This window comes from Umboniibacter marinipuniceus (assembly GCF_003688415.1).
GTDB classification, from domain to species: Bacteria; Pseudomonadota; Gammaproteobacteria; order Pseudomonadales; family DSM-25080; genus Umboniibacter; species Umboniibacter marinipuniceus.
Genome location: NZ_REFJ01000003.1, coordinates 307,336 through 333,299, shown reverse-complemented (window position 1 = coordinate 333,299; position 25,964 = coordinate 307,336). Strand labels below are relative to the sequence as shown.

The following is a 25,964-nucleotide window of genomic DNA, read 5'->3' as shown; positions in this document are numbered from 1 at the left end:
ATGGTAAATAAGCAGTGCCTAAAGAGAATTGTGACAAGCTCAACGCAAATTGCAAATCTTTAGCGGCTTAACCCTTAGAGGATGGTGGTGGCTGATGCACGAAACTGCTACATTAAAGATAAGATTAAAATAAGAGAATTAGCTATGAGCAGTGCAGCAATAGCCCCGCCTAATCGGCCCGTTGCGGATCTCGAATGGTTGGTGAGTAGTTTAACGGCAGCGGGTATCTTTGATGAGTTATCACTCCTTCGGTTGCGTTCGCGTACTCGCGATACCGGTTGTGCGCGTTCAGACGTAGGCTATCTCGCAAGCGCCGATATTTTAGGCGCCGGTGGTGAAGTGTTAAGTGGTGAGAAACTTGCCCAATGGTTGGCGGAGATCGCGCAGCTTCCTAGCCAGCAGATTAACCCCCTAAAGGTTGATGTGGATCAAGTAACTGCCGTGATGTCGAAGGCCTATGCGTTAAATCATGAGGTTCTCTGTTTAGAGGTGTCGGCGGATGAGCTGCTCATCGCGGTAGCAGATCCGTTTCGTGAGGACTGGCAGGAGGGATTGCTTCACACTTCGCGCAAACGCATCCGTGTGGTTGTTGCCGATGCTACGGCACTGCAGCGCTACACCGAGGAATTCTATGCCTTGGCGCGTTCGGTAGCCGGAGCGGGTGCTCAGGCAAAGCAGGAGAATCGTCGGAGCGCACCTAAAGGGCTTGAACAGCTTGTTGATCTGAAGTCGCTGCAGTCGCCCGAGGCTAACGATCAGCATATCGTTAATATTGTGGATTGGTTACTTCAGTACGCCTTCGAACAACGCGCGTCCGATATCCATATTGAACCCAAGCGAGAACAGTCGCGAGTCCGCTTTCGCATTGATGGCGAACTACAGACAGTTTACGACTTGCCGAGTGAGGTAAATGCTGCCGTTACATCGCGTTTCAAAGTATTGGCGCGTATGGACGTAGCTGAAAAGAGGCGGCCGCAGGATGGGCGAATTAAGACCCGAACACCCAAGCAGCTTGAGGTTGAATTACGCCTTTCAACTTTACCCACTGCCTTCGGCGAGAAACTGGTAATACGAATTTTTGATCCAGAGGTTCTGTTAAGAACTTTCAGTAGTTTAGGCCTTCGTGGTGGTGATTTACGATCATGGGAAACCATGACTGCCAAACCTCATGGCATTGTTCTTGTGACTGGACCAACCGGATCAGGGAAGACCACAACACTCTATTCATCGCTCAAGAAGCTGTCAGTGGAGTCCGTCAATGTCTCTACCATTGAAGACCCCATCGAGATGGTTGAAGAAAGTTTTAATCAGATGCAGGTGCAAAACAATATTGGTTTGGACTTCGCCGCCGGGGTCCGTACGCTACTTCGCCAGGATCCCGATATTATTATGATTGGTGAGATTCGCGATCGTGAGACGGCAGAGATGGCGGTTCAAGCCGCCTTGACCGGGCATCTAGTGCTATCAACACTGCATACCAATGATGCGCCTTCATCCATTACTCGGCTGATGGAGTTTGGTGTACCGCACTATCTAATTAAATCTACTTTAATTGGCGTCATGGCGCAGCGCTTAGTCCGAGTGCTCTGCAGCGAATGTAAAACGTCGGCATCGGTGAGCGACGAAGCTTGGCAGACATTGTGTCAGCCCTTCAGAATTAAGAAGCCCACCGAAGTGTTCGAACCAAACGGCTGTAAATCCTGTCGACACACCGGTTTCCACGGGCGAGAGGGGATCTACGAAGTGTTGGAGTGGGAGGCTAATTTAACCAGCCTAGTCGGCTCAGATGGGGCCACCGAAGCACTTAGGACAGCGGCGTATAAGAACGGGATGAAATCGCTTCGCGCGGCAGGTGCGCTGAAGGTTGCGGCGGGCATCACTACGTTGGATGAGGTCTATCGCGTCACGCCAGCAGAGTCATGATAACAACCATGCAAACATTTGATCTAGCTCGAAGTGAAAAACTGGCTGAACAGCTACCCGAGCTCCAACACTGGCAAGCGTCTTCGCCCCAACTTCAGCTTGTATTGATGGGCTCGGACTATGTCTCCGGCTTGCTAGCTGCCGGGCGAGTTGAGCTCAGTCTGCTCAGTGCCATACTCGATGAATCTCTAACGCTGTCTGAGTTGTGTAGTGAGCAAGCTCGCGCAGAACTCATGGCGCTTAGTGATGAAGCCGAGTTTAATTGTGCGCTCCGCCAGCTTCGCCAAAGAACGCAAACACTTCTCATAGCGCGCGACTTAGCTAGGCTGTCGAATACCCAGCAAACCTGCCGGGAAATTAGTGAGTGTGCAGACTTCTTTATTGAAATTGCTCGTGATTGGCATCAGCAGCAGTTGAGCCAACAATTTGGTGAAGCTCGGTCAATTTCAGGCGAACCCTTGTCACTCGCCATTCTGGCCATGGGAAAGCTTGGCGGGCGTGAGCTAAATCTGTCCTCTGACATCGACTTGGTTTTCTGTTTTCGTGAGGCAGGTTATACCCAAAGCGAAAAGCAGATCGATCACCAACGCTACTTTACTAAAATTGGTCAGGGCATCATCCGTAGCCTAGATCAAACCACGGCTGAAGGCTTTGTCTACCGAGTTGATATGCGGCTTCGTCCGTACGGCTCGAGTGGCGCATTGGTGAGTAACTTCGATTCATTCGAACAGTATTTGCAATCGCAGGGAAGGCCTTGGGAGCGTTATGCCATGGCGAAAGCTCGCGTCATATCCTCCAGCGCTCAAGACCAGCAAATACTGCGTCAGCAGTTATCTTCCTTTGCGTTCCGGCGCTATATCGACTTTAGCGTTATCGATTCGCTGCGCGAAATCAAATCCCTCATTAAGAGCGAGAACAAACGCCTGAATCGTGTGGATAACGTGAAGTTGGGGAGAGGGGGGATTCGTGAGATCGAATTCATTTTTCAGAGCTTTCAAGTGGTTCGCGGCGGACGAGAGATTCGCTTGCAGTCGCCGAGTCTATTTGCGGTAGCGCCTCAGCTTGTTGAACTTGGCCTAATGGATGGGGAGACGGTTGATGCGTTGCTAAACGCCTACTGCTTCCTCCGCGATGTAGAGCATCGCATTCAAGCTTGGCAGGATGAGCAATCCCAGACGCTACCGGGTGATGAACGGGGTAGAGGGAGGATTGCTTGGTTGATGGGCTTCAGCGAGCTCTCTGAGTTTGAAACTGAGCTCGCTCGGCACCGGGAGCTGGCTAGTACCGTATTTAGTCAAACCATCACCGACGAGCCTAGAGATCAATCTTCACGCTTCAAACTCAGTCCCATCTGGTATTCGTTATGGAAAATGGATATTGCTGAGGCGGATTTAGATGCCTTTGGTTACCAGTCTATTCAAACGGTAGTGGAGCAGATTCACGCCGTTCGTAGTAGCCGAGTGATTGAACAGCTAACTCCTGAGTCTCGGCAGCGCTTAGATGAATTTGCGCCACGTCTGTTGGCGGCGTGTGCGGCAGCGGATAAACCCGATGAGACGCTGGAGCGAACTTGGCCGCTGTTGAAGTCCATTATTCGCCGCTCTGCCTACATGGTAATGATGTTAGAGCACCCGCAGGTGATGGGAGAGCTAATCAAGCTGGCGGCACTCAGCCCTTGGATTGCGGAGCAGTTTGTTCGTCATCCGGCGCTACTTGATGAGCTAATGAACGCGCAGCGACTCTATTCGCCGCCAACTCGCGAGAGCCTGCAGAGTGAGATTCGCGAACAGCTCATGCGCCTCAACTGGGATGACCTTGAAGGTCATATGGAGGTCCTAAGGTATTACCGTAGGGCGCATATTCTAAGGGTGGCGGCCTGTGAACTAACCGGGCGATTGCCGTTAACTCAAGTGAGCGATTATCTCACTTGGCTTGCTGAAGTGATTTTGGAGCAAGTGGTTTCGATTGCCTGGGCCCAGATGACCGCGAAACACGGGGCGCCAGTTGTTGACGGTGCGGAGATCTTAGAGGGCGATCATTTTTGTGTACTCGCCTATGGCAAGCTCGGTGGTATCGAGTTGGGCTACAGTTCGGATTTGGATATTGTGTTTATCCATGATACGGACGCTTTCTCCTCCACTCAGGGCGCCAAGCCTATTGACCACCAAACTTTCTTTAGCCGCCTGGGGCAGCGAATCATTCACATTCTGGCTACCGAAATGCCATCGGGTAGGTTGTATGAAATTGATACAAGGCTTCGTCCGTCAGGTAACTCAGGACCGTTGACGAGTAGCTATGTTGCCTTTGAAAAATACCAACTTAAGTCCGCTTGGGTATGGGAGCATCAAGCACTTGTGCGAGCTCGCCCAGTTGCTGGGTCGGGAGCATTGGCGAAGAAGGTCAACCGGCTACGGCATCAGATTCTTGGTATGAACCGTGATCGCGCTACGCTGCGCAGTGAAGTGGTGGGCATGAGAGATAAAATGAAAGCCCATTTAAGCAACAAGGACCCGCAATTATTTCACCTTAAACATGATAAAGGGGGGATGGTTGATATCGAATTTATGGTACAGTTCTTGGTACTCGCTTACGCGCAACAGCATGTAGAGATGGCACGATACACGGACAACATCCGTCTTATCGAGTCTTTTGTGGTAACTGGGATTTTATCCGAGACGCAAGCCGAGCAGTTAATTAGCGCTTACAAAGCCTATCGATCTGCGGGGCACCGATTGGCGTTGCAACAACATAGCCTGCAAGTATCTGCGCAGGAGTTTGCGGCGTCGCGGGAAGTAGTAACTGCGCTATGGCAGCAGTATTTGGATAACGAATAATTATTTTTTTGGAGTGAAGTATGTCGTTTAGCGACCGCGATGGCGTTATATGGTTTAACGGCGAGCTAGTTGATTGGCGAGAAGCCAAAGTTCATGTATTAACGCACACGCTTCATTACGGCATGGGCTGTTTTGAAGGCGTTCGAGCGTACCAAACTGATGAAGGTCCCTGTATTTTCCGGCTCAAAGAACACACCGATCGTTTATTCCGCTCGGCGAAGATTCTTGGGATGCCAATGCCCTACACGCATGAGCAGATAAACGAAGCGTGCCTTCAGGTTGTGCGCGAGAATAACTTGGAGGAAGCGTATCTTCGTCCAATGGTATTCTTTGGTGATGAAGGTATGGGTTTACGAGCTGAAAGCTTGTCAACGAATGTGATTGTTGCGGCGTGGCACTGGCCCAGTTATATGAGCCCTGAAGCGCTTACTGCCGGCATTAAAGTCCGCACCAGCTCGTTTACTCGCCACCATGTCAATATCACTATGTGTAAGGCGAAGGCTAATGGCAACTATATCAATTCAATGCTTGCGTTGCGTGAAGCCTTGTCGGGTGGTGCTGAAGAAGCACTCCTACTGGATCCTGAAGGTTACGTAGCGGAAGGAAGTGGCGAGAATATTTTTGTGGTGCGCGATGGTGTTGTTTACACGCCGGAGCTTACGTCCTGTTTAGACGGCATTACTCGTGCAACCATCATGCAATTCTGTCGTGACTTAGATATCCCTGTTGTCGAAAAGCGGATTTCGCGTGACGAAGTGTATATTGCAGACGAAGCTTTCTTCACCGGTACTGCAGCAGAAGTTTTGCCAATTCGAGAGCTGGATGATCGCGATATTGGTGCAGGCAAAGCAGGGCCGATTACCTTGAAGCTTCAACAGATGTACTTCGACCAGGTAAAGGGGCGTAGGGCTGAATACCCTGAGTGGCTGCACAACGTTAAGGCTTAAGCTAAGCTTGGGCGACCCTAAGTTGTCCGTTGCTGTCATGAACACAACGGACAACTTTGTTTTGATGAGCAAAATTCTTAAAGAGCACTGTTTCCTATGGACAGCGTCGCGCACGCAGAATCCACCAATTTTGATTTAGGCTCGCCAGAGAGTGGTCCCGCTATTACCTCTACGCCGTTGAAGATTTGCCTGCTTGGCTATCGAAGCGCGCCATTAAGTGGTGGTCAGGGTATCTATCTTAAGTACCTTTCCCAGGCACTGGTAGAGCGCGGGCATCAAGTTGATGTAATCTCTGGAGAGCCCTATCCTGAGCTTGACCCCCGGGTGAATCTCATCAAGCTTCCGGGGCTTAATTTATTTCAATATTATCCCAAACAATGGCAAGCTTTCCGCTGGAATTACTTACGCTCGCTTACGGATCTAAGTGAATATCTCTCGGTGGCAACCGGCGGCTTTCCCGAACCCAGAACCTTTGGCCGGCGCCTGGCCAAATACTTTCGTCAAAATAAACCACGTTACGACGTCATTCATGATAACCAAAGTCTATGTTATGGGCTTCTAGCCTTGGCAAAGCAGGGTTATCCATTGGTGGCAACCTTTCATCATCCAATTACTCGAGACCTCAAGCTAGCGCTTGCTGCCGAGGACGACTGGCGGATACGGCTGCTAATTCGTCGCTGGCATAGCTTTCTGCGGATGCAAAAGCGGGTAGTGCCGAAACTACGAAACGTGGTAGCCGTCTCCCAAGTATCTAGGGAGGATATCTGTAGCGATTTTAAGCTGACAGCGGATCATCTAGGTTTGGTTTATAACGGTATTGATACGGTAGTGTTTTCTCCCGATGAAACTAAGTCTCGTTTCGTTAATACTCTCGTCTGCACGGCGAGTGCGGATGCGCCGCTGAAGGGGTTGAAATACTTACTTCAGGCGCTCGCCAAGCTCCGCCACAGCAACCCAGATATTCGTTTGATTCTAGTGGGGCGGCCGAAGCCAGATGGCGATAATGCCAAGCTTATCAACCAGCTTGGGCTGACAGATATTATCGATATTCGCTCCCGGATTTCTACCGAGGAACTCGTAGGTCTGTATCAACAGGCAACAATAGTGGTATGTCCCTCGCTGTATGAAGGCTTTGGTTTGCCAGCAGGTGAAGCAATGGCCTGCGGAACGCCCGTAGTCAGTGCTCGCGGCGGTGCCTTGCCGGAGGTTGTTGGCGACGCGGGCGTATTAGTCCCCACGGCAGATGCCGAGGCTTTGGCAAGCGCGATTGAGTCGCTGCTCGCGGATCCAGTGCGACGAGATCGCCTGGGTGCGGCGGGACGACTTCGCATTGAACAGCAGTTCAGCTGGCAGGTGGCAGCGAGCCAATTCGAACAGTTATATGTAAGAGCGATGAACGATGCTAACAGTTGATTTTAAAACGATGGGGCTATCGGCTGGAGATCGGGTGTTAGATCTGGGTTGCGGCGAAGGGCGCCACGTCATTTCGCTCGCTTGCGAAGCCGAGATTGAAGCGGTGGGCATCGACCTAGGTTTCGGTGATTTGACCACGGCGAAATCACGCATGCAAGATTGTGCAGCGTTTCGTCATCCTCAATCGCAGTTTTTGATTAGTCAGGCTAACGGCCTGTCTCTGCCCTTTGCTGACGCATCGTTTGATCACGTCATCTGTTCGGAAGTGTTAGAGCATATCCCAGATTGGGAAGGCGTCTTGGCAGAGATTATTCGGGTATTGAAACCGTCGGGCTCTTTTGCTGTCAGTGTTCCTCGGGCTTGGCCGGAACGTTTTTGCTGGTGGCTATCATCGGCGTACCATGAAGTACCCGGAGGTCATATTCGAATATTCAAGGCGAGAGATTTGAATAGTCGTATTCAAGCAGAAGGGCTTCGTAGGTATGCCAAACATTGGGCTCACGCGCTACACGTGCCATACTGGTGGCTGCAGTGCTGGCGCTGGGATAAGCGAGAAACCAGTCGCTTAGTTAAGTACTATCATCGCCTGCTAGTTTGGGATTTAATGAAACGCCCTAGGGTGACTCGCTGGGCTGAGAAATTGCTAAACCCGCTAATGGGTAAGAGCGTCGTTATGTATTACACCAAGGATCAATGATCATGTCGCATGCGTTAATGGGCGAGTCGGTGGCCAATTTAGTGGCTGAATCATGTGAGTATATTCTAGCTAATCAACTTCCCGACGGTTCAATCCCCTGGTTTGAAGGCGGCCATTTGGACCCTTGGGATCATATTGAAGCGGCGATGGCGCTAAGCGTTGGCGGATACAAGAAGGAAGCAGAGCTAGCCTATCGCTGGTTGCGAGATCAACAGCTTGAAGATGGTAGCTGGGGCATTCGTTATGAGAACGGCGTTCTGGTTGATACCAGCAGGCGCGAGACCAACTTTTGCGCCTACATAGCCACCGGGATTTGGCATCATTTCAAGGTAACCCATGACTTTGGCTTCGTTGAAGCAATGTGGCCCTGTGTTCAGCGAGCACTGGATTTTGTGGTAGCACAGCAATCGGGTTTCGGTGACATCAGCTGGGCAGTGAATGAGCAATCCGAGGCGCTAGATGACGCGCTGGTTACCGGTTGCAGTTCAATCTATAAATCGCTTGAATGCGGTATTCGATTGGGTGAACTCCTTGCCGAGAATTGTGGTGACTATCGTAGCGCTTACTTTGCCCTGGGTGACGCTTTGAGAGAAATGCCGGAGCGATTCGATCGCAACTGGGAGAGCAAGGCGCGTTTCTCGATGGACTGGTTCTACCCGGTACTGTGTGGCGTGTTTGATAAGGCATCAGCCAAGGAACGGATTGCTGCGCGCTGGGATGAGTTTGTGGTGGATGGGATTGGCTGTCGCTGTGTGGCCGATGAGCCTTGGGCAACTGTTGCCGAAAGCTGCGAGCTAGTCATGGCGCTGCACTCGGCAGGTTTAACCGAGCAAGCCGAGCAACTTTTAGGCTGGCTACTTCAGTGGCGTGATGATGACGGAGTTCATTGGACGGGATGGCAGTTTGTGGACAAGGCCTACTGGCCGCTTGAAAAGCCAACCTGGACTGCGGCGGCTTTTGTCTTAGCCCTCGATACCACTTATCAGCTTACCGATGCCTCAGTGCTATTCTGTTCTACGCTTTCATCTAACGAGCACCTGTCACCGCTTGAATATCACGAATAGGAGCAGAATGTGGCGAATATAGTGGTTGTTGACCTAGAGGCCACCTGCAGCGAATCTCCCGATGAGATTGCGCTAGAGGCCATGGAAATTATTGAGATTGGCGCTGTTCGCTTAGCTGACAATTTGCAGGCCACTTCTGACACCTTTAGTTGCTTTGTTAAGCCGAAGCAGAATCCGCAATTAACGTCATTTTGCCGGCAGCTTACCAAAATTGAACAGCGAGATGTCGACGCCGCCGAGCACTTCGATGTGGCCGGCGAGGCGTTCTTTCAATGGTTAGGTGCTGATCCCATCATCCTGAGCTGGGGAGATTGGGATGCCGATCAATTGGCGAAGGAAGCCATGGCGAATCAGTTAGCATCGCCAATTGCCCAGAGTATTAATCTCAAGCGCGAGTTCTATCGGCTGCGGAAGATGCGTGAGGGTGGTTTGCGCGCCGCGATTGAACGTGCTGGCTTGTCGTTCATCGGTCAGCCACATAGAGCGTTGTCGGATGCGCTAACCACGGCGCAATTAGCCCCCTTAAGTGGCCTAAGCGATTACGACCCTCTATGGCAAAAACTCATGATGATTTCTGGAAAGACGGCGCTGCAACTTCGACCCTGGTTGCGAGAAAAGCACCCGCTACTAAATGGCCAGACGCCCATGCATTTAATGCTTAATGTAGCGGGGCGAAAGAAAGTTGCAAATATCTTGGCGGCTATCGATCTTGAGTTCGGACTGAGTTGAGCTTATCCGCGCTAACTTAGAAGTGGTTACCGCACTCAAAGTAATTGGTTTGGTCTACTTCGGAGAAAATGATGGCTCGATCGCCGCTATAGCCACGCTGTTTCAGCGCTTCGTCAAGAATTCGGGCGATCTTGTTTTTTACCTCCTGTCCGCGATCAAACCAGAGAAATTCCACGATCGGATAGCCGCCGTCTGGCGCGCCATCAACAATGAATTGCGTTTGAGTCACCTCCCAGCTCAAGTCCGAGACACTGCACTTACATAGTTCACTAATCTCGGCGCTAGTTATTCGGGAGAGTGTCTTAACATCATCAACAGTGGTACCGCGAGCACGAATATGAGGCATAGTATGTCTTTCCTTTCTACTGATATTAAGATGGGCGATACCCACAAAGTGACTTTGCTTTATTCGCCGTTATTAACGTAAGTTCAGTGTAGTTGGAAATTTGCGATAGACTCAAGGAAAAGCTTGAAGGGTTAAAATGAAATTATTCGATACCCATACACATTTTGACTTCCGTTGTTTTGACTCAGACCGATCTCAGGTCTGGTCTCGCTTTCAAGCGCTAGGTGGTCAGCGATTGTTAATGGCTGGGGTGAGTCAGAGTCAGTGGCAGCGTGCCGCTCAGCTGTGTGAAAGTAACCCAGCTTGGAGCATGTCGGTAGGCTACCACCCGTTGTTCTTAAGTGCTGAACCACACTCAACCTCTTACGATGATAGTGCCTCGGCTGACGCGACGACAGGAGTGCCTGCGCGAAGTCTAGCTGACGTTGATACTGTGCAGCTAAGCGCTCAATTAACGGAGGCGCTGTCGAGGTATGACGAGTATGTCGTTGCGATTGGCGAGTGCGGTTTAGATCGCTTTGCGGCTACTGCGATGCAGGAACAACAGCGGGTGCTGCAGATCCAACTAGCGATTGCTAAGTCAGTGCAACGTCCGGTTATTCTCCACTGCCGTGGCGCGCATAATGAACTTCTCCAGGCTATTGATCAGACCGGCGTTTCCTCAGGGGTGATTCATGCTTTTTCAGGGTCAGTTGAATTAGCGAGAGAGTACATTCGAAGAGGCTTTAAAGTAGGAGTAGGAGGCACTATTAGCTACGCGCGGGCAGCTAAGACGCAGCGCACCATCGCGCAACTTCCACTAACTGAGCTGTTGTTAGAGACCGATTCACCAGATATGCCCCATTCTGGGCATCAGGGCCAACGGAATGAACCTTCCTACTGTCGCAATACCATTGCGCAGCTGACGATGCTGCGAGAAGAAGATGAAGAGACCATTGCTGAGCAGCTGTGGCAGAATGCCCTAATACTTTTTGGAAAATAGCTATGAGTCAAGTTGAAGCCAATTTCAATGTTGCCAAATTAAGACGCGAGTTCCCTCAGCTTCGCAAGCGTATTGGTAATCTACCTCTCTGTTATTTTGATAGTGCAGCGACGGTGCAGAAACCACGAATAGTTGTGGACGAGCTAAACCATTGTTTACAGAAGAGCTATGCGAATGTTCATCGCGCCGCGCATTCACTTGCGACCGAAGCGACCAGCAGGTTTGAAGCGGCGCGAGCCGAGGTTGCTGAATTCATCCGTGGTGAGGCCAAGGAATGCATATTCACTAAAGGAACCACGGACGCGATTAATCTGGTTGCCCAATCCTGGGGGAATCTGCATGTACAAGAGGGCGACGAGATTCTGTTAACACAGGCCGAGCATCACGCCAATATTGTGCCTTGGCAACTGCTGGCGCAGAGAACCGGCGCCAAGATAGTGTTCGCCAAGGTGGATGAATGGGGTTGCTTAGATGTTGCCGATTGGCTGTCGAAGCTAGGTGCTAACACCAAGCTAGTTGCATTTGGCCACGCCAGTAATGTTACCGGCGCAGTGAACCCCGTAGCCGCGCTTACTGAAGCAGCAAAGTCCAATGGCAGCAAAGTGCTTATAGATGGCGCGCAAGCTGTCGCTCATCTCAGTGTTGACGTTCACGCGATTGGTTGCGATTTCTACGTTTTCTCTGGGCACAAGCTCTATGGGCCCAATGGCATAGGTGTGCTCTGGGGTAGGTACCCAGTGTTATGCGAAATGCCAGCGGTTAATGGAGGTGGCGAGATGATTAGTGAGGTTACTGAGGATGGCTTCACAACACAGCTGCCACCGTTACGTTTTGAGCCGGGTACTCCAGCATGGCCAGAGGCCTGTGCGCTAGCAGTGGCAATTCAATGGCTTAATATCCAGCGTTCGGAGGGGTTGGCAAGCTATGAATTCGAGCTGTATGGCTATCTTCGTCTTCGTTTAGCTGAACTTAGCGGTTTTCGAGTTCTGGGCGCTGATCAACCCAACGTGGGTATTGCTTCGCTCGTGAGTGATGATGCGGTACAGGATCTAGGATTTTTCTTAGATCAACAGGGCATTGCGGTCAGGGTTGGCCATCATTGTGCCATGCCATTGATGAAGGCGCTCGGCGTTCCCGGAACCCTCCGTATTTCCTTAGCCGCCTATAATACGCGGGCTGAAATTGATCATCTAATTGAGTGCCTAGCGCAGTGGGAACAGCAAGTTAGCCGCGCAAGAAGCCGGGTCTTCTCGCTGACAGAATTAACCGCAGCAAAAGCGTTGAATGCCGAAGCTATTGCTGAATATCAAGGCCTTATTGGGGATAGCTCAGAGGAATCCTTCCGAGCATTGATACACTTAGGACAAAGCAGTTCGCGCTTTGATGAAACAGTGCGGGCAACGAAGTATTTAGTTCCTGGCTGTGAAACGCGACTTTGGTTAGCGGTGGTCACCACGGTACCCACCTTGCAGTTTGCAGTAGATGCCGAGAGTGACACCATGCGGGGATTGCTTTCGTTACTTAGCCACGAATTACAGGGAAAAACAGGTCGAGATCTAGCCGATTTTCACTTGGATCAGTGGGTAGAAAGACTAGCTTTGTCGCGTTTCGTTACGGCAACGCGAGGCAATGGTGTCAATGCGGTTGTTGCGGCACTAAGCGCCCTATATGCGGCGGGCGACAAAGGCTAGCGCCGGTTGTATCGCGGTTTGCAGGGCGGCGGGATTTAAGGCTCGCGTAGGCCGCGCGCTGAAACTCAAGTGTCGTCAGGAACTTGAGGGCAAAAAAAATCCCCACCGAATGGTGAGGATTTCCTCTAGCGTGCTAACAAGGCTTACGCTTTCTTCGCTTTGTCGTCACGGCGACGCTCGTTTTCTTTGAGCTTCTTCTTACGAATACGAATGCTCTCAGGTGTTACTTCTACTAGCTCGTCATCATCGATGAAGTCTAGTGCCTGCTCAAGCGTATGGCGAACAGGTGGAGTAAGTGTCAAGGCTTCGTCTGTACCCGATGCACGAACGTTGGTTAACTGCTTACCCTTGGTTGGGTTAACGGTTAGATCGTTACTGCGAGAGTGCAAGCCAATGATCTGACCTTCGTAAACTTCAACGTTTGGATCAATGAACAAACGGCCGCGATCCTGAAGACCGAATAAACCGAAGGCCAAGGCTTTACCCTTAACCATTGATACCAATACGCCGTTGTTACGCTGAACTTTGTAACCTGCGTTAACAACACCATAGTGGTCAAAGATTGAAGTGAGGATACCTGAACCTGAGGTTAAGGTCATAAACTGGCTTCGGAAGCCGATAAGGCCGCGCGCTGGAATAACGTACTCAAGACGGATACGCCCTTTACCGTCTGGCTCCATGTTGGCAATCTGGCCACCACGGTTACCGAACTCTTCCATTACCGCACCTTGGTGATCGAGTTCGATATCTAGGACCACGCGCTCGAATGGTTCTTGTGTCTCGCCGTCAATTTCGCGGGTGACAACCTCAGGACGTGATACGCCCATTTCGAAGCCTTCACGACGCATTGACTCAATCAGTACTGAAAGGTGAAGTTCACCACGGCCAGAAACGCGGAACTTGTCAGGCGAGTCACCTGGTTCAACGCGCAGCGCTACGTTGTGAATCAATTCGCGGTCAAGACGCTCAGAGATGTTACGTGAAGTAACGAACTTGCCTTCAAGGCCAGCGAAAGGAGAAGTGTTAACCTGGAAGGTCATGGATACGGTTGGCTCGTCTACCGTAAGTGCCGGAAGCGCTTCAACATTGTTTGGATCACAGAGAGTATCGGAGATATTCAGTGGATCGATACCCGTGATACAAATGATGTCACCCGCTGAGGCTTCTGTTACTTCAACGCGGTCAAGACCGTGGTAACCCATTACCTGAAGTACTTTACCCTTGCGTGCGTGACCGTTGTGATCAGACACCACGATTTGCTGGTTAGGCTTAACCGAGCCGCGAGTGACACGTCCAATACCGATAACACCGGTGAAGTTGTTGTAATCCAGTGCAGAAATCTGCATTTGGAACGGACCTTCTGCATCAACTTGAGGTGCGTCAACTTTATCAACGATCATCTGCAGTAGCGGCGTCATGTCTTCGCTAAGCTCGTCAGGTTCAAGACCTGCTACACCGTTAAGCGCTGAAGCGTATACCACTGGGAAGTCTAGCTGCTCTTCGGTCGCGCCAAGGTTATCAAACAGATCAAAAACTTGATCTAGTACCCAGTCAGGACGAGCGCCAGGACGGTCTACTTTGTTGATAACAACAATTGGCTTCAGGCCACGTTCGAAGGCTTTTTGCGTCACGAAACGAGTCTGCGGCATTGGGCCGTCTTGGGCGTCAACCAAAAGACATACACAGTCAACCATAGACATAACGCGCTCAACCTCACCACCGAAGTCGGCGTGTCCCGGCGTGTCTACGATGTTGATTCGGTAGTCATTCCACTTAATCGCGGTGTTCTTAGCAAGAATGGTAATGCCGCGCTCACGTTCCTGATCATTAGAATCCATGATACGATCGGTGCCCACGTCTTTACGATCGAGTGTACCAGACTGCTCAAGCAGCTTGTCTACAAGAGTAGTTTTGCCGTGGTCAACGTGCGCAATAATTGCGATGTTACGTAAGTTACTGATATCCAAGGTTTTTTTCCTTTTAAGGTGCCGCGTAATGCTATCCTGATTACCCGTTGGGTATGTCATTCGAACGGCGATGCGACGCTTCGCTGAGTGTAGTTGCGCGACAGTGTATAGCAAATGACTAATTTGTGCATTCGCGTTTGTACCAACACCCCTACGAAAGTGAATAATACTCATGCTGATTAGCCGTCACCAGGCAAGCTTCGTGCGATCATCTCTCTCCTTCGCCTATTCCTTAGTTGCGTGCTTAGCGAAAGCAAGTAGACTCGTCCATTAGTTAAAAGCTAGCAAAATGCTTAGCTATCCAAGTCATTGCAAACCACAGGGACGGGTACCCACTCCACATGGCGCTAATAGAGTTAAGTAAGATCGACAAATATTTCAGCATGGGTGACCAACAGTTACACGTGCTTCGCGCTCTTGACCTGTCCATTGAGGAAGGAGAGTTCGTTGCCATTATGGGGCCCTCGGGCTCGGGAAAATCTACCCTAATGAATATTTTAGGTGGTCTAGACACGCCTAGCTCCGGAAGCTACCAGCTGGCGGGTGAAGCTATTGCGGATTACTCGGACGACACCCTGTCTGCGGTGCGCAACCGCTCTTTTGGTTTTGTCTTCCAGAGTTTTCATCTCATGCCGCGTTTATCGGCGTTGGACAACGTGCTACTTCCTATCCAGTACAGCAAAGATCCAGATTGGCCGGCAGCAACCGAACGAGCCACCAATTTACTCGGCTCGCTAGGGCTTGAAGAGCGGATACATTTTCGACCCAACCAAATGTCTGGCGGCCAGCGTCAGCGGGTAGCGATAGCGCGCGCACTTGTCAATGAGCCTAAAATCCTCTTTGCCGATGAACCAACCGGGGCGCTGGACTCGAAAACCGCGGTTGAAATTATGGCGCTGCTTACTCGTCTGAATAGCGAGGGGCAAACCATCATTTTGGTCACACACGAGCTCGAAATTGCCGAGCTAGCAAAACGGATTATCTTCCTGCGCGACGGCGTTATTCAGCGGGAGGATTTACGATGAAATATTTAGCGGTGTTGTGTTTATCATTGCTTGGCGTTTCGGCGTCGGCGGAGCGATTGTTATTGACCGCTGAAGTCACCTCCCTTCAACAGTCCATTGTTTCAACCCCTCGGCATCTTTATGCCGGTTGGTCGCGAAAGATTGTTTGGATGGCAGATGAAGGTGCGGTGGTAAAAGCTGGTGAGCCCTTAGTGAGTTTCGATACCGAAGCTCTGCAATCACGTTTTGATCAATTCGAAGAGCAACTCATTGCCGCCGAAGATAACGTTGCGGTTCAAGCGCGCACTGAAGCGCTAGCGAGTCTCTCGGCTCAGCGCCGTATTGACGTGGCGCGTTTGGAGTTGGAAAAAGCGAGGTTAATCGCGGAGCGCCAAACTAGTTTTTCAAGCCGCAAAGAGATAGCGGATGCCGAATTCGCCGTGCTTAGCGCTGAGCTTGAGTTGGAGAAAGCGCTTGAAGCAGCTGAATTTACTGCTGAGCGTAATCGTAGCCAAGCTCAGACGCGCGCGCTCAATATTGAGCGCCTGCGTGCCGAGTACGCGTTTGCTCAGGGTGAAATTGAGCGCAGTACCATCTTCGCGAACGAGGATGTGTTGGTCATTTATCAGCGCTCGCGATTCCAAGAAAGGGATGTTCAAATTGGAGATAGTCTTGATCCCGGCTCGAGTGTGCTAAAACTGCTTCCACTCGGTGGTTCGTCACTCCGAGCGTGGGTCAGCGAGGTTGACGCCAACTCAGTTGATACCGGCGTCAGCGTTGACATTCGTTTTGATAAAGATCCATCACAAACAGTTGAAGGCACCATTACTTCAGTGGGCGATGCGGGTGTTGAGCTCGAACGAAGAGGACTTGGCCGCTGGGTGCCGGTTCATATTGAATTCACCGGTCAAAGCACCATGGAATTAAGCCCTGGAATGAGTGCTCGCGTGGAGGTAGCTCAATGAACCGTCTTAGTATTTTAGTGGTCGGGATGCTATTAGCGGCCTGCGATAACTCGGCAATTCAATCTGGTGTTTCACGTGATGAAGGTTTGCGTTATACCGGCGAGCTGCGTTCCTTCAGAGAAACATTTATTACACCGCCGGCGATTGAACGCGTTTGGCAGTTTAAAGTGTTGCGGATGGCTCCAGAGGGCTCGCTGGTGAGTCAGGGGGATCCGGTGGTTTGGTTTGACCCAAGTGAACCAAGGCGTCGGCTTCAGGAACAGCAATCGCAGCTGGCTCAGCGCCAACAGAGTATTCAAGACAAAGCGCTGCAATTGGACCAGACCCTTCAGGAGCTTCGCCTTAACCTCGCTGAAGCGGAAATGAATCGTGATAAAGCGCAGCTCAAAGCTTCTATCAATGACCCTGTAATGCCTGAGGTTGAGCGCCGAATCTATCAGTTGGATGCGCAAATTGCCGCCGAGAAGGTACGAGAAATAGAGTCTTCAATCGAACAACAGGAAACGTCTGCAGCGGCTGAGCAAACGGTAGACGAAGCCGAGTTAGTCCGTTTACAAGCTCGGGTAGCATCGATGTCACAGGGTATCTCCCAGATGTCTTTAACCGCGCCTCAGGATGGCATCCTCCTTTATCAAAGTGGATTTGGGGGCGAGAAGTTTGCGGCCGGTTCGGACGTCTATCGAGCGCTTGCGGTGGTATCCATTTCTGATCTTAACTTTATCGAAGTAAGGGTGGCCGTGCCGGAGCGTGATCTCAGGGCGATTAATCTAGAAGAGCCGGTCAGTTTAAAGATTGATTCGGTTGATGATCGAAGTTGGCAAGGTAGAGTCAAGTCTGTATCTACGGTATACAGACAGCAAAATAGCGCGGTGTATGCCGACGTTGTGGTGGAAGTGGTTGATCCTGACCCTCAAGTGATGAGACCAGGTTTGAAGGCTCAGATTCGGTTTGAGGAGATAGGGCAATGACCAGGTTGACGAAGCTCAGTGAAGCGACGGGTGAGCGTTCCTATTTGTTGGGGGCAAGAAGTGTGCTATTGAGCATGGCTATGCTGGTTCTACTAGGCGGATGCACTGACTCCTCGCCCTCAGTACTCACACAGCCAGCTGTGCGAGGTGAATTAGCCCATACGGTCACCGCCGCGGGAGAAATCGTTAGTGCTCAGGCTACCAGATTGTCATTGCAGCCAGGCAATATACACACCATTGACTGGGTGGTAGAGGACGGTACTGAAGTTAAAGCCGGTGATGTAGTAGCTAGGTTGAACGGGGAGATTGCAGAGTTTCAATTCAATACCAACAAATTGAATGTAGCGAGTGAGTCTTCGCGAGGTGTCGCCGATAGTTCTGACTATGCCAAGCGGGATATCGAGATTGGCTATGATTTGCAGGTGGTGGAAGACGAGGTAGCGCTAATTGAAACCTTTAGCTCTGACTTGGACACGGTCTACTCGCGTATCGAGCAGATCGACAACGGGCGAAACTTAGCTTACACCCAAGCACGAGGAAGTTATCTTGAATGGGACCGCGACTCGAATGGTGAACGTCGAAGTTCAAAGGAGCGCCTAACTCAGATTCAGGTTGAACGCTTCGAGCGGGACGTAAATCGTTTTCAAGCACTGTTGGCGGATACTGAGATTCTTGCGCCGCACGATGGTGTAGTTAAACTGCTTCGCTCATCACGAAGTGGCGAGCCGGTTACCAGTGGTTCAGTGGAGTGGGGTGGTACTGCTATCGCCGAGATGCCCGACTTAAGCCAATTAGAGGGCGAGGTTCATGTTTTGGCCGGAGACTCGGCTGGAATTGTGGTTGGTACGCCGGTAAGCCTTCGCCTTGATGCCTATCCTGATGTGCAGTTAGCCGCCAAGGTAACCAGTATTGCTCAGCTCGCGGCAGAGCGAGAGAATCGTCGCGGTAAGTGGTTCAGTATTAAAGTGGGGTTTGATGAAATTCCTGCCGCCATTGCAGGCCGAATTAACCTTAGTTTTCAGGCCACGTTTATGATTGCTAATGTTAGCGATGCGCTGCAAATACCGCTCACCGCACTCACGCGCGAACAAGGTGTAAGTGTCGCCTATGTCAACAATAATGGTACTCGCGAACGGCGCGAGCTTGAGTTGGGCTTGCGTACCTTAAGTCGGGTTCAGGTTTTAAGTGGTTTAAACGAGGGCGATGAGGTGATTATCCTGCCATGATGATTCAACTAAATGAAATTAAGCAGGCGGTTGAGCAGATGCTACATCACCGCCTACGAACCTCGTTAACACTTCTTGGGATGATTTTCGGTGTTGGTGCGGTAGTGGCCATGCAAAACATAGGTGTTGGTGCCGAACGAGCAGCGCTCAAGGCGATTGAGACGTTGGGTCTTCATAGCGTGGTGGTGGATTACGTTGACCAGTCCGCTAGCGATGCAGACGCCCGCGAGCTAAGTGTTGGGCTGAGTCATCAGGACGTGTTGGCTGTGGCCGAGAGCTTTGATTTTGTTGAGGGTTTTTCCGCCTCATCAACGCTGGAGTTAGAGCAAGTATTCACTGACTTTGCGAAGGCCTCCCCGCAGGTGCTTGGGGTGACGGAGGCGTTTTTAGAGAACGCATCACTTGATGTTGATCAGGGCAGGACCTTTGATATTGAAGATTTTCAACGCTATCGGCAGGTAGCTGTGATTACCGATGAAGCGGCTCAGGCTCTGTTTCGTGATCAGCCCGTAATTGGGGGCTTAGTGAAGGTCAACCATCTGTGGTTCGAAGTAGTTGGGATTATCGCCTCAAAAACCGAATCAACACAGCGTATTGAGGGGCTTTCAACTGGTGGTGAGCGTTTTAGAATCTATCTACCATTTAGTACTTATCACACCAAGCTTCAGGTCTCCACTGACGCTAGCCCCTACACCCAGTTAAAGTTTCACATTGTACCAGGAACCGACCAAACTCAAGTTGCAGCGTTACTTGAACAGTTTCTCATGGCACGACATGGGGGGCTAAAGGACTTTAGCATCACCGTCCCAGCCGAACTGCTAGAACAGCACCGTCAAACTCAACGCGTCTTTAATTGGGTGATGTCAGCCGTGGCAGGTATTTCATTGCTGGTGGGCGGTATCGGTATTATGAATATCATGTTGGCTACGGTTCTTGAACGAACTCAGGAAATTGGTCTGCGGCGTGCAATAGGGGCTACACAAGCGGATATCACCCGTCAGTTTTTAGTCGAAACGGTTGTTATCACTTTGGTGGGCGCGCTAATGGGCGTGGTATTCGGCGTTATTCTTTCATGGGTGATTGCCTTTATGGCAGAGTGGGAGGTTGCCTTCTCCTTCATGGCAATTATTGGCGCGGTGGCAATCTGCTCCCTGGTAGGGTTGGGTTTCGGCATCTATCCCGCCAAACAAGCCGCTCGCCTCAATCCCATTGAGGCGCTACAACACGTTTAAGCGATGGCGGCTAAACTTGAGGTAGGCCATGGCGGCAAGTTTCGCCGCTGAGAGCGTTGCAGCAGAGAGTGAGTAGAAAGAGATGTTGAGAATTTCGTTTTTGATAGTGCTATGGGCGTTGGCGGGTTGTGAAGAAGCAATATCTCCGCTTGAGCAGGGCCAACCTGAGGCGCAGTATGAGGAAGCGTTATCATTGTATGAGTCCAAAGATCTCAATGATCGCCAGCGTGGCTTCTACTACCTCGAACAGTGTGCCGAGGTGCTGCCGGAATGCGCTCATTCATTAGCCACGGTCTTTCTTCACGGAATAGATATGGAACCTAATCCCACAAGAGCAACCGCCTGGCTACAGCGGGCGGCCGTAGCGGATTACAAACCTGCCATTAATGACTTAGCTTGGTTTTTGGTCACCACACCTGACGACCACTGGTATGATCCCCGCGAGGCCTTCCGGTGGCTACAGACTATGCTTCGCCTTGGCGAGCTAACCGCCGCTGAGCAAGACACTGCCGCCGCGATCTTTGCGGCGAACGGCGACTTCAGAATGGCGGTTCGTTATCAGACCGAGGCGATTGAATTAGCCAGAAATGATGATTTCGATGCCAGAGAGTTACGCGGCTTCGAACTTCGTCTAGAGGCATATCAACGAAGCCAGTGCTTTCGCGCTAATCGCGAGTGTACGCCCATCCGAAATTCGCATAATAATTCCGTTTACCTTTAGGTACACTTTGATCTCATCTGGTCATAGCGTTTAGGCCGCGGTCACAGAGTTTAGGCCGAGGTCATAGCGTTTAGGCCGCGCTAGTTTTTCCTCTATTCACTAGGCGGCGCACTGCGTTGTTACGTCGAATGAGTAATCTCGAATACGGCGTTCTCGGGTGAAATTTGATTGGCCTCAAATGAGTATTTATCAGGCTAAGGTCGTACGTACTTTAAGGTAGGCTTTGATATACTCAATATAATTTTAATAACAACGATAAGAGCTTCATGACTTCACTACTCTGGCAACCAAGTGCGGAAGCACTCGAAAATTCAGCGATGGCTAAACTGGCACAGCAGTTGGGGCCGTTCAATAACTATGCAGACTTCCATGACTGGAGCATTAATAACCTTGAAGACTTTTGGTCGGCAGTATGGGATAGCACCGGGATTGTGGGCACCAAAGGTGAAAAACCTTATTTGAGTTCGCACAAGGAAATGTTTAAGGCCCGATTTTTTCCTCAAGCACGCCTTAACTATGCTGAAAACTTGCTTCAAGGCAAGGACGAAGATCTTGCCATTATAGCGCTCTGGGAAGATGGCCGTGAACATAGCTTGAGCTTTGCTCAATTACGTGAGCAAGTGGCTTCGGCAAGCGAATTTCTTGCCCAGCAAGGCGTTGGTCAGGGTGATGTGGTCGCTGGCTTTGTGCCACATGGTATAACGGCTGTAGTAGGGTTGCTGGCAACTGCTTCATTGGGTGCGGTGTGGACCAGTTGTTCACCTGACTTTGGCGTAGCCGGCTTAGTTGATCGTTTTGGTCAGGTGGCTCCTAAAGCGCTCTTTACTATTAATGCTTATCACTACAACACGAAATTAGTCCCAATGAAGTCAAAGGTGGATGAAATCGTAGCAGCGTTACCATCACTCCAAGCGGTGATTGTTGAAGATTACGTAAGCTGCGAAGATAATTTTTCAGCTTACTACTCAATGGCCGAAGTGGTTGCCACCCCACACCAAGGTTTAAACTTCATTCAAGTGGGATTTAATGATCCCTTGTTTGTGCTCTATTCTTCCGGGACTACAGGTAAACCTAAGTGCATTCAACACAGTGTGGGTGGCGCGCTTATTCAGCATCGCAAGGAGCACGCGTTTCACGGTGATATGAAGGCCGGTGACCGACTCATGTACTTTACCACCTGCGGTTGGATGATGTGGAACTGGCAGGTTAGTGCTTTGGCCTGCGGTACAACCTTAGTCTGTTATGACGGATCGCCATTTGTAGGCGGGCCTAACAGGATGTGGGAGCTAAGCGAGCGCTATGACGTCACGCATTTTGGCACCTCCGCCAAATACCTCGCGGCGATCGAAAAGGCAGGCTACCATCCTCGTGAACATTTTCATCTTAAACCGCTTAGAGTGCTCTTCTCCACGGGTTCACCCCTAGCGCCTGAGGGCTTTGACTTTGTCTATCAGCATATTAAGGCAGATGTCTGCCTAGCCTCCATTATCGGCGGAACGGACCTGCTAGGCTGTTTTGCCTGTGGAAATCCCACAATACCGGTGTTTAAAGGTGAGATTCAGTGTCTTGCGCTAGGAATGGCGACTAACGTTTGGGATGACGAGGCCAATGCGCTTGTTGGTCAGAAGGGGGAGTTAGTGTGTACTCAGCCGTTTCCTTCAATGCCTCTGAACTTCGTGGGTGATGACGGTGATAAAAAGTATCATGCTGCGTATTTCGAACACTTTGAAAATACTTGGTCACATGGCGACTACGCGGAGATTACGCGGCAGGGCGGTCTTATTATCTTCGGGCGTTCAGATGCATTACTGAATCCGGGTGGGGTTCGAATAGGTACTGCGGAAATCTATAGGGAAGTCGAGAGTTTTTCCGAGGTAGAGGAGTCCATCTGTATTGGTCAGCAATGGGAAGATGATACCCGTGTGGTACTGTTTGTTCGTATGAAAGCAGGTGCAGTGCTTGATGATTCACTTAAGCAAGCTATAGCGAAGCGAATTCGAGAGCAGAACACGCCCCGACATGTACCAGCAAAAATCATTGCGGTAGCGGACATTCCTAGAACCCTTAGTGGAAAAATTACAGAGGTAGCAGTGCGTCAGGTGGTGCATGGTGAAGCGGTCAAAAATACCGATGCACTGGCAAATCCTGAGTCGCTCTCACTCTTTAAAGATTTACCGGCGTTGCAGAGCTAAGCAGCCAGATTAGTTGCCAACAGAGCATTTTTGCTAGTTATTCTAAGATTGTGACATACCCTATTGGGCATTCCGCTTCCAAGCTAATGCCCAATACGGGTAGCCTACCCCTTAAAGATTAAGCGTTAATACCAACACATCGTCCGCGTTTAGTTGTCGCTGGCCACGTATTTCAAAACCTCCACCACCTGTTCTGGCGATGTCGCCCAAGCAAGTGCGGCGGCATCTACCTCCTTCAACGGGTGAATAATATCTTCACTATGAAGGGTAATATAGGGTTTGCCCAGCGCGGCGCAGTATCCTGCATCAAAGGCCGCATTCCACTGTTTGTACTGATCGCCAAAGCGAATAATAGCGACATCACACTTCTCGATGAGGTTTTTAGTGCGAATCGCATTCACCTTCGCTGATTTGTGATCACGCCAAAAACTCTTCGCTTCGTCACCGAGGACATCTCCAGCGGCATCACTAGCTTCGTGGTTAGTTACTGCTGAACTAAAGCTGAAATCGAAGTCGCGACAGCCTTCGATAATACGCTGACGCCAGTCCGTATGAATTTCACCAGAAAGATAAATTGTTAAGCTCATGAAGGTGCTCCTAAGTCAGCGATGATTTTAATAGGAGTACAGCCTATCAGGTGGCGAGCACAGTTAAAATCGGTGACGCAGATAGTACTGATAAATGAGGTGAATTCTTGAAAGGTCCGCTGTTTGTGCTGAGTTGAGCTGAGTTGTGCTGAGTTGTGCTGAGTTGTGCTGAGTTGTGCTGAGTTGTGCTGAGTTGCGCCCACATTTCGGTAGACGAAATGTGGGCGTGTTAAGCGTCCTAAAACTGAGCTAGGCGCTTGGTGCGACGGTTAGATATCGAACTCAAAGCCAAGCGTAGCGCCATCGAAGTCCTGATCTGCAGTGATGAGGTCATCAAAGCCATCGTACTCGTAAGAAGTGAAACGGTATCCAGCCATTAAATGAAGGTCAATGGCTGAAAGCGAGAATGAATAGCTCAAGCCGGCCTGGATATCAGTCATCTTAATGTCGCTGAGTGACGCGGCAACGCCTTCGGCATAGAAACCTAGACCTTCGTCTCGATCAAAAAATGGAATTCGCGTGGCGGCATAAACTTCGGGCAGCGCGCCTTCAAATTCAACTCCGCCAATTTCACCTGAGCGGATGTGATGAGCACCTATACCTAGGTCCAGAGTGATAGCAGGATTGTCTAAAAGCTCGTAGTAAAGCAAGTAGTCTGCAGTTTCCAAGACCAGTGAGTTGTCTGCTGAGTCAAAGTTGTAAGCGCGAACTTTGACGTTTGGGATGATGGGGATTGGATGCTCAAAAGCGGCCCAGACAGCGACGCTTGTCTCGTCTGCTTCGAAGCTCCCGCTTTCAGCGCTAGCCAACCAACCTTGTCCGCCAAATTTTAGTGCTAACGCATCAGCCTGTACGCCGGTAGACGCTAAACCAAGCATTGCAGTGAGCAAAAGAGTCTTTTTCATATCAACCTCGATAAATCATTTTAGTTATGGAGGCAGATTATCATGATGTGCGCAAGCTGCGAACGATTAAATGGGAATAACTGCTATTTACTCATCGATATGGTGAATAAGTAATCAATTATGTGATCGAAAGCACGGTGTGTCCGCTGCTTGGAGCAAGCGGTGATGGCTATCCTGACGTAGCAGTTCACCAACGGACGGCACGTAGATTTCTGATGAAATGAACTAACTAGTCTGCTGTGAACCCTATTCTAGGGGCAAAAAAAATCCCAAACCGAAGGGGGGGTGGTTTGGGATCAAGATTCTCGTAGAGAGAATTGCTACTGCTTGCGGTATTAATAATGGCAAAGAGTGGGAAATAAAAATATCCGAAAAACTGCGTGATTAGGTAAGGGATACTGCCGAGTCACATTTATCGGTAAATATCTTGGAGCAATACAAATCCAACGTCTAAAGTTAAATAAGACGAATACGCTTATCTAGCACTGTGTCGACTGCGTCCAACTAGTGCACGCTTTAAGAGGGAAGCCATGTCAAATCACCACCACTTCGACCTTCATCGAGTCAGCGAAATCTACCGAACCTTGCCCGCTAGGCCTGAGGTTGTTAAGCCAGCCTTAGTTCTCGAAGGCGGAGGTCAGCGAAGTATTTTTTCGGCTGGAGTGGTAGACGCGTTTATGGATCATCAATTTGCGCCGTTTGTGCAGGTGTTGGGGGTCTCCGGCGGCGCCCACGTTGGCACTACTTATGCCATGGACCGAAAGGGAATGGCTAAGCGAATCATTGAGGAAGTGTCTACAAATGACCGATTCTATCGGCGACTTAATTGGTTTAGATCGGCACCAGTGATGGACCTTGATTGGTACTTTGAGGTCACCCAATCACATCCCGCCTACCGAATGGACGTGAGCGAACTAGCTAATACTGATATGCAGCTGCAACTGATGGCCACCCATGCCGATTGCTTCTCCCCAAGAAGATTCCACCACGATGACCACGATCTAGCCTTGCTACTTAAAGCTTCAAGTGCCATTCCCTATTTCTATGATGATGGCGTGGAGATTCATGGACATCACTTTGTTGATGGTGGCCTAGGTCATCCTATTCCAGTTCGTGAGGTGGTTGAACAGGGAGCAAACTATGTGGTGGCTATTCGCGTGGCACCCAAAGAGAGAGAGCCCGACCCCATATTTTCCCGAGGCTTACACCAATTTTTTAAGCGGACTAACGCCAACCCTCGTATCGGTGCAATGATGGATACCCATCAGGCAAACTATCAGCGCGACGAACAGTATATTAAGTCTCCTCCGCCCGGCGTGACGACGGTACAAATCGCGCCGCATCGAGCACTAGAGTCCGTCGTTCTCGGCAGTACTCCTGAGGCGCTGATCAAGGACTATAAGCTCGGCTACGAAACCGGGGTTTTGTTTGTTAATACTTGGGGAGCTGAATTGGTTCGTGGTTTGGGTAATCCAGCTCAGCAATCCGTGGCATGAAGGCCTATCCAACTATACATAACGGATTACACTAGCGCAGGCATACTGGCGCTAAAGCTTAGCAAAGAGGTGAAA

Annotated in this window: 21 protein-coding genes; 17 read left to right on the top strand and 4 right to left on the bottom strand. The window is 50.4% G+C overall.

The window, feature by feature from the left end; translation table 11 throughout:
- Window positions 1-144 precede the first annotated feature (144 nt).
- The 7 genes from DFR27_RS07725 to DFR27_RS07695 all read left to right on the top strand — a co-directional run bounded on the left by DFR27_RS07725 (window position 145) and on the right by DFR27_RS07695 (window position 9,607).
- Window positions 145-1,923 (top strand): GspE/PulE family protein, encoded by a 1,779-nt coding sequence (locus tag DFR27_RS07725; RefSeq protein WP_121876992.1) that lies wholly within the window; start codon window positions 145-147, stop codon window positions 1,921-1,923.
- Window positions 1,924-1,931: 8 nt separating this feature from the next.
- Window positions 1,932-4,757, top strand: a complete 2,826-nt coding sequence (glnE, locus tag DFR27_RS07720; protein WP_170150815.1) for a bifunctional [glutamate--ammonia ligase]-adenylyl-L-tyrosine phosphorylase/[glutamate--ammonia-ligase] adenylyltransferase — start codon at window positions 1,932-1,934, stop codon at window positions 4,755-4,757.
- A 20-nt stretch (window positions 4,758-4,777) separates the two neighbouring features.
- On the top strand, window positions 4,778-5,704 hold the full coding sequence (locus DFR27_RS07715) for a branched-chain amino acid transaminase (RefSeq protein ID WP_121876873.1): 927 nt from the start codon (window positions 4,778-4,780) through the stop codon (window positions 5,702-5,704).
- Between the two features lie 96 nt (window positions 5,705-5,800).
- Window positions 5,801-7,117, top strand: coding sequence for a glycosyltransferase family 4 protein (locus tag DFR27_RS07710; RefSeq protein ID WP_121876872.1), 1,317 nt, complete (start codon window positions 5,801-5,803; stop codon window positions 7,115-7,117).
- On the top strand, window positions 7,104-7,814 hold the full coding sequence (locus DFR27_RS07705) for a class I SAM-dependent methyltransferase (protein WP_121876871.1): 711 nt from the start codon (window positions 7,104-7,106) through the stop codon (window positions 7,812-7,814). The genes DFR27_RS07710 and DFR27_RS07705 overlap by 14 nt, the downstream gene beginning before the upstream one ends.
- A 2-nt stretch (window positions 7,815-7,816) precedes the next feature.
- On the top strand, window positions 7,817-8,878 hold the full coding sequence (locus DFR27_RS07700) for a prenyltransferase/squalene oxidase repeat-containing protein (protein WP_245962630.1): 1,062 nt from the start codon (window positions 7,817-7,819) through the stop codon (window positions 8,876-8,878).
- Between the two features lie 9 nt (window positions 8,879-8,887).
- A complete protein-coding gene (locus DFR27_RS07695) occupies window positions 8,888-9,607 on the top strand; it encodes an exonuclease domain-containing protein (RefSeq protein WP_121876870.1) in 720 nt (239 codons plus the stop codon).
- A gap of 16 nt (window positions 9,608-9,623) precedes the next feature.
- On the opposite strand, the gene DFR27_RS07690 is transcribed toward DFR27_RS07695, so the two are convergent.
- Window positions 9,624-9,953 (bottom strand): DUF1904 family protein, encoded by a 330-nt coding sequence (locus DFR27_RS07690; protein ID WP_121876869.1) that lies wholly within the window; start codon window positions 9,951-9,953, stop codon window positions 9,624-9,626.
- Between the two features lie 136 nt (window positions 9,954-10,089).
- On the opposite strand from DFR27_RS07690, the gene DFR27_RS07685 reads away from it, so the two are divergent.
- Both DFR27_RS07685 and DFR27_RS07680 read left to right on the top strand, forming a co-directional pair.
- Window positions 10,090-10,935, top strand: a complete 846-nt coding sequence (locus tag DFR27_RS07685) for a TatD family hydrolase (RefSeq protein WP_121876868.1) — start codon at window positions 10,090-10,092, stop codon at window positions 10,933-10,935.
- A gap of 2 nt (window positions 10,936-10,937) precedes the next feature.
- Window positions 10,938-12,626 (top strand): aminotransferase class V-fold PLP-dependent enzyme, encoded by a 1,689-nt coding sequence (locus tag DFR27_RS07680; RefSeq protein ID WP_121876867.1) that lies wholly within the window; start codon window positions 10,938-10,940, stop codon window positions 12,624-12,626.
- A gap of 143 nt (window positions 12,627-12,769) precedes the next feature.
- Here the strand turns inward: DFR27_RS07680 and typA are convergent, their stop codons facing one another.
- Window positions 12,770-14,593 (bottom strand): translational GTPase TypA, encoded by a 1,824-nt coding sequence (typA, locus tag DFR27_RS07675; protein ID WP_245962629.1) that lies wholly within the window; start codon window positions 14,591-14,593, stop codon window positions 12,770-12,772.
- 341 nt (window positions 14,594-14,934) lie between these two features.
- On the opposite strand from typA, the gene DFR27_RS07670 reads away from it, so the two are divergent.
- The 7 genes from DFR27_RS07670 to DFR27_RS07640 all read left to right on the top strand — a co-directional run bounded on the left by DFR27_RS07670 (window position 14,935) and on the right by DFR27_RS07640 (window position 22,901).
- Window positions 14,935-15,618: an ABC transporter ATP-binding protein gene (locus tag DFR27_RS07670; RefSeq protein ID WP_121876866.1), complete on the top strand. Its 684-nt coding sequence runs from the start codon at window positions 14,935-14,937 to the stop codon at window positions 15,616-15,618.
- Window positions 15,615-16,562, top strand: a complete 948-nt coding sequence (locus tag DFR27_RS07665) for an HlyD family secretion protein (protein WP_121876865.1) — start codon at window positions 15,615-15,617, stop codon at window positions 16,560-16,562. The genes DFR27_RS07670 and DFR27_RS07665 overlap by 4 nt, the downstream gene beginning before the upstream one ends.
- Window positions 16,559-17,530, top strand: a complete 972-nt coding sequence (locus tag DFR27_RS07660; protein WP_121876864.1) for an HlyD family secretion protein — start codon at window positions 16,559-16,561, stop codon at window positions 17,528-17,530. The genes DFR27_RS07665 and DFR27_RS07660 overlap by 4 nt, the downstream gene beginning before the upstream one ends.
- Complete coding sequence (locus tag DFR27_RS07655; RefSeq protein ID WP_121876863.1) at window positions 17,527-18,756, top strand: efflux RND transporter periplasmic adaptor subunit; 1,230 nt, start codon at window positions 17,527-17,529, stop codon at window positions 18,754-18,756. The genes DFR27_RS07660 and DFR27_RS07655 overlap by 4 nt, the downstream gene beginning before the upstream one ends.
- Window positions 18,753-19,988 carry an ABC transporter permease gene (locus DFR27_RS07650; protein ID WP_121876862.1) on the top strand — a complete coding sequence of 412 codons (1,236 nt, stop codon included), beginning with the start codon at window positions 18,753-18,755 and terminating at the stop codon, window positions 19,986-19,988. The genes DFR27_RS07655 and DFR27_RS07650 overlap by 4 nt, the downstream gene beginning before the upstream one ends.
- Window positions 19,989-20,070: 82 nt before the next feature.
- Window positions 20,071-20,709: an SEL1-like repeat protein gene (locus tag DFR27_RS07645; RefSeq protein ID WP_121876861.1), complete on the top strand. Its 639-nt coding sequence runs from the start codon at window positions 20,071-20,073 to the stop codon at window positions 20,707-20,709.
- Between the two features lie 266 nt (window positions 20,710-20,975).
- Window positions 20,976-22,901 carry an acetoacetate--CoA ligase gene (locus tag DFR27_RS07640; protein ID WP_121876860.1) on the top strand — a complete coding sequence of 642 codons (1,926 nt, stop codon included), beginning with the start codon at window positions 20,976-20,978 and terminating at the stop codon, window positions 22,899-22,901.
- A 149-nt stretch (window positions 22,902-23,050) separates the two neighbouring features.
- Here the strand turns inward: DFR27_RS07640 and DFR27_RS07635 are convergent, their stop codons facing one another.
- Window positions 23,051-23,488: a YtoQ family protein gene (locus DFR27_RS07635; protein WP_121876859.1), complete on the bottom strand. Its 438-nt coding sequence runs from the start codon at window positions 23,486-23,488 to the stop codon at window positions 23,051-23,053.
- Between the two features lie 269 nt (window positions 23,489-23,757).
- The gene (locus tag DFR27_RS07630) at window positions 23,758-24,393 is read right to left on the bottom strand and encodes a TIGR04219 family outer membrane beta-barrel protein (protein WP_121876858.1); all 636 of its coding nucleotides are present in this window, start codon (window positions 24,391-24,393) and stop codon (window positions 23,758-23,760) included.
- A gap of 530 nt (window positions 24,394-24,923) precedes the next feature.
- Between DFR27_RS07630 and DFR27_RS07625 the strand changes: the two genes are divergently transcribed.
- Window positions 24,924-25,889: a patatin-like phospholipase family protein gene (locus DFR27_RS07625; protein ID WP_121876857.1), complete on the top strand. Its 966-nt coding sequence runs from the start codon at window positions 24,924-24,926 to the stop codon at window positions 25,887-25,889.
- The last annotated feature ends 75 nt before the right edge of the window (window positions 25,890-25,964 follow it).

Bases quoted from the DNA above. Each gene is read 5' to 3' on its own strand.
- DFR27_RS07725 (WP_121876992.1), top strand. From the start codon at position 145: ATGAGCAGTGCAGCAATAGCCCCGCCTAATCGGCCCGTTGCGGATCTC.
- glnE (WP_170150815.1), top strand. From the start codon at position 1,932: ATGCAAACATTTGATCTAGCTCGAAGTGAAAAACTGGCTGAACAGCTA.
- DFR27_RS07715 (WP_121876873.1), top strand. From the start codon at position 4,778: ATGTCGTTTAGCGACCGCGATGGCGTTATATGGTTTAACGGCGAGCTA.
- DFR27_RS07710 (WP_121876872.1), top strand. From the start codon at position 5,801: ATGGACAGCGTCGCGCACGCAGAATCCACCAATTTTGATTTAGGCTCG.
- DFR27_RS07705 (WP_121876871.1), top strand. From the start codon at position 7,104: ATGCTAACAGTTGATTTTAAAACGATGGGGCTATCGGCTGGAGATCGG.
- DFR27_RS07700 (WP_245962630.1), top strand. From the start codon at position 7,817: ATGTCGCATGCGTTAATGGGCGAGTCGGTGGCCAATTTAGTGGCTGAA.
- DFR27_RS07690 (WP_121876869.1), bottom strand. From the start codon at position 9,953: ATGCCTCATATTCGTGCTCGCGGTACCACTGTTGATGATGTTAAGACA.
- DFR27_RS07685 (WP_121876868.1), top strand. From the start codon at position 10,090: ATGAAATTATTCGATACCCATACACATTTTGACTTCCGTTGTTTTGAC.
- DFR27_RS07680 (WP_121876867.1), top strand. From the start codon at position 10,938: ATGAGTCAAGTTGAAGCCAATTTCAATGTTGCCAAATTAAGACGCGAG.
- DFR27_RS07670 (WP_121876866.1), top strand. From the start codon at position 14,935: ATGGCGCTAATAGAGTTAAGTAAGATCGACAAATATTTCAGCATGGGT.
- DFR27_RS07665 (WP_121876865.1), top strand. From the start codon at position 15,615: ATGAAATATTTAGCGGTGTTGTGTTTATCATTGCTTGGCGTTTCGGCG.
- DFR27_RS07660 (WP_121876864.1), top strand. From the start codon at position 16,559: ATGAACCGTCTTAGTATTTTAGTGGTCGGGATGCTATTAGCGGCCTGC.
- DFR27_RS07655 (WP_121876863.1), top strand. From the start codon at position 17,527: ATGACCAGGTTGACGAAGCTCAGTGAAGCGACGGGTGAGCGTTCCTAT.
- DFR27_RS07650 (WP_121876862.1), top strand. From the start codon at position 18,753: ATGATGATTCAACTAAATGAAATTAAGCAGGCGGTTGAGCAGATGCTA.
- DFR27_RS07645 (WP_121876861.1), top strand. From the start codon at position 20,071: ATGTTGAGAATTTCGTTTTTGATAGTGCTATGGGCGTTGGCGGGTTGT.
- DFR27_RS07640 (WP_121876860.1), top strand. From the start codon at position 20,976: ATGACTTCACTACTCTGGCAACCAAGTGCGGAAGCACTCGAAAATTCA.
- DFR27_RS07635 (WP_121876859.1), bottom strand. From the start codon at position 23,488: ATGAGCTTAACAATTTATCTTTCTGGTGAAATTCATACGGACTGGCGT.
- DFR27_RS07630 (WP_121876858.1), bottom strand. From the start codon at position 24,393: ATGAAAAAGACTCTTTTGCTCACTGCAATGCTTGGTTTAGCGTCTACC.
- DFR27_RS07625 (WP_121876857.1), top strand. From the start codon at position 24,924: ATGTCAAATCACCACCACTTCGACCTTCATCGAGTCAGCGAAATCTAC.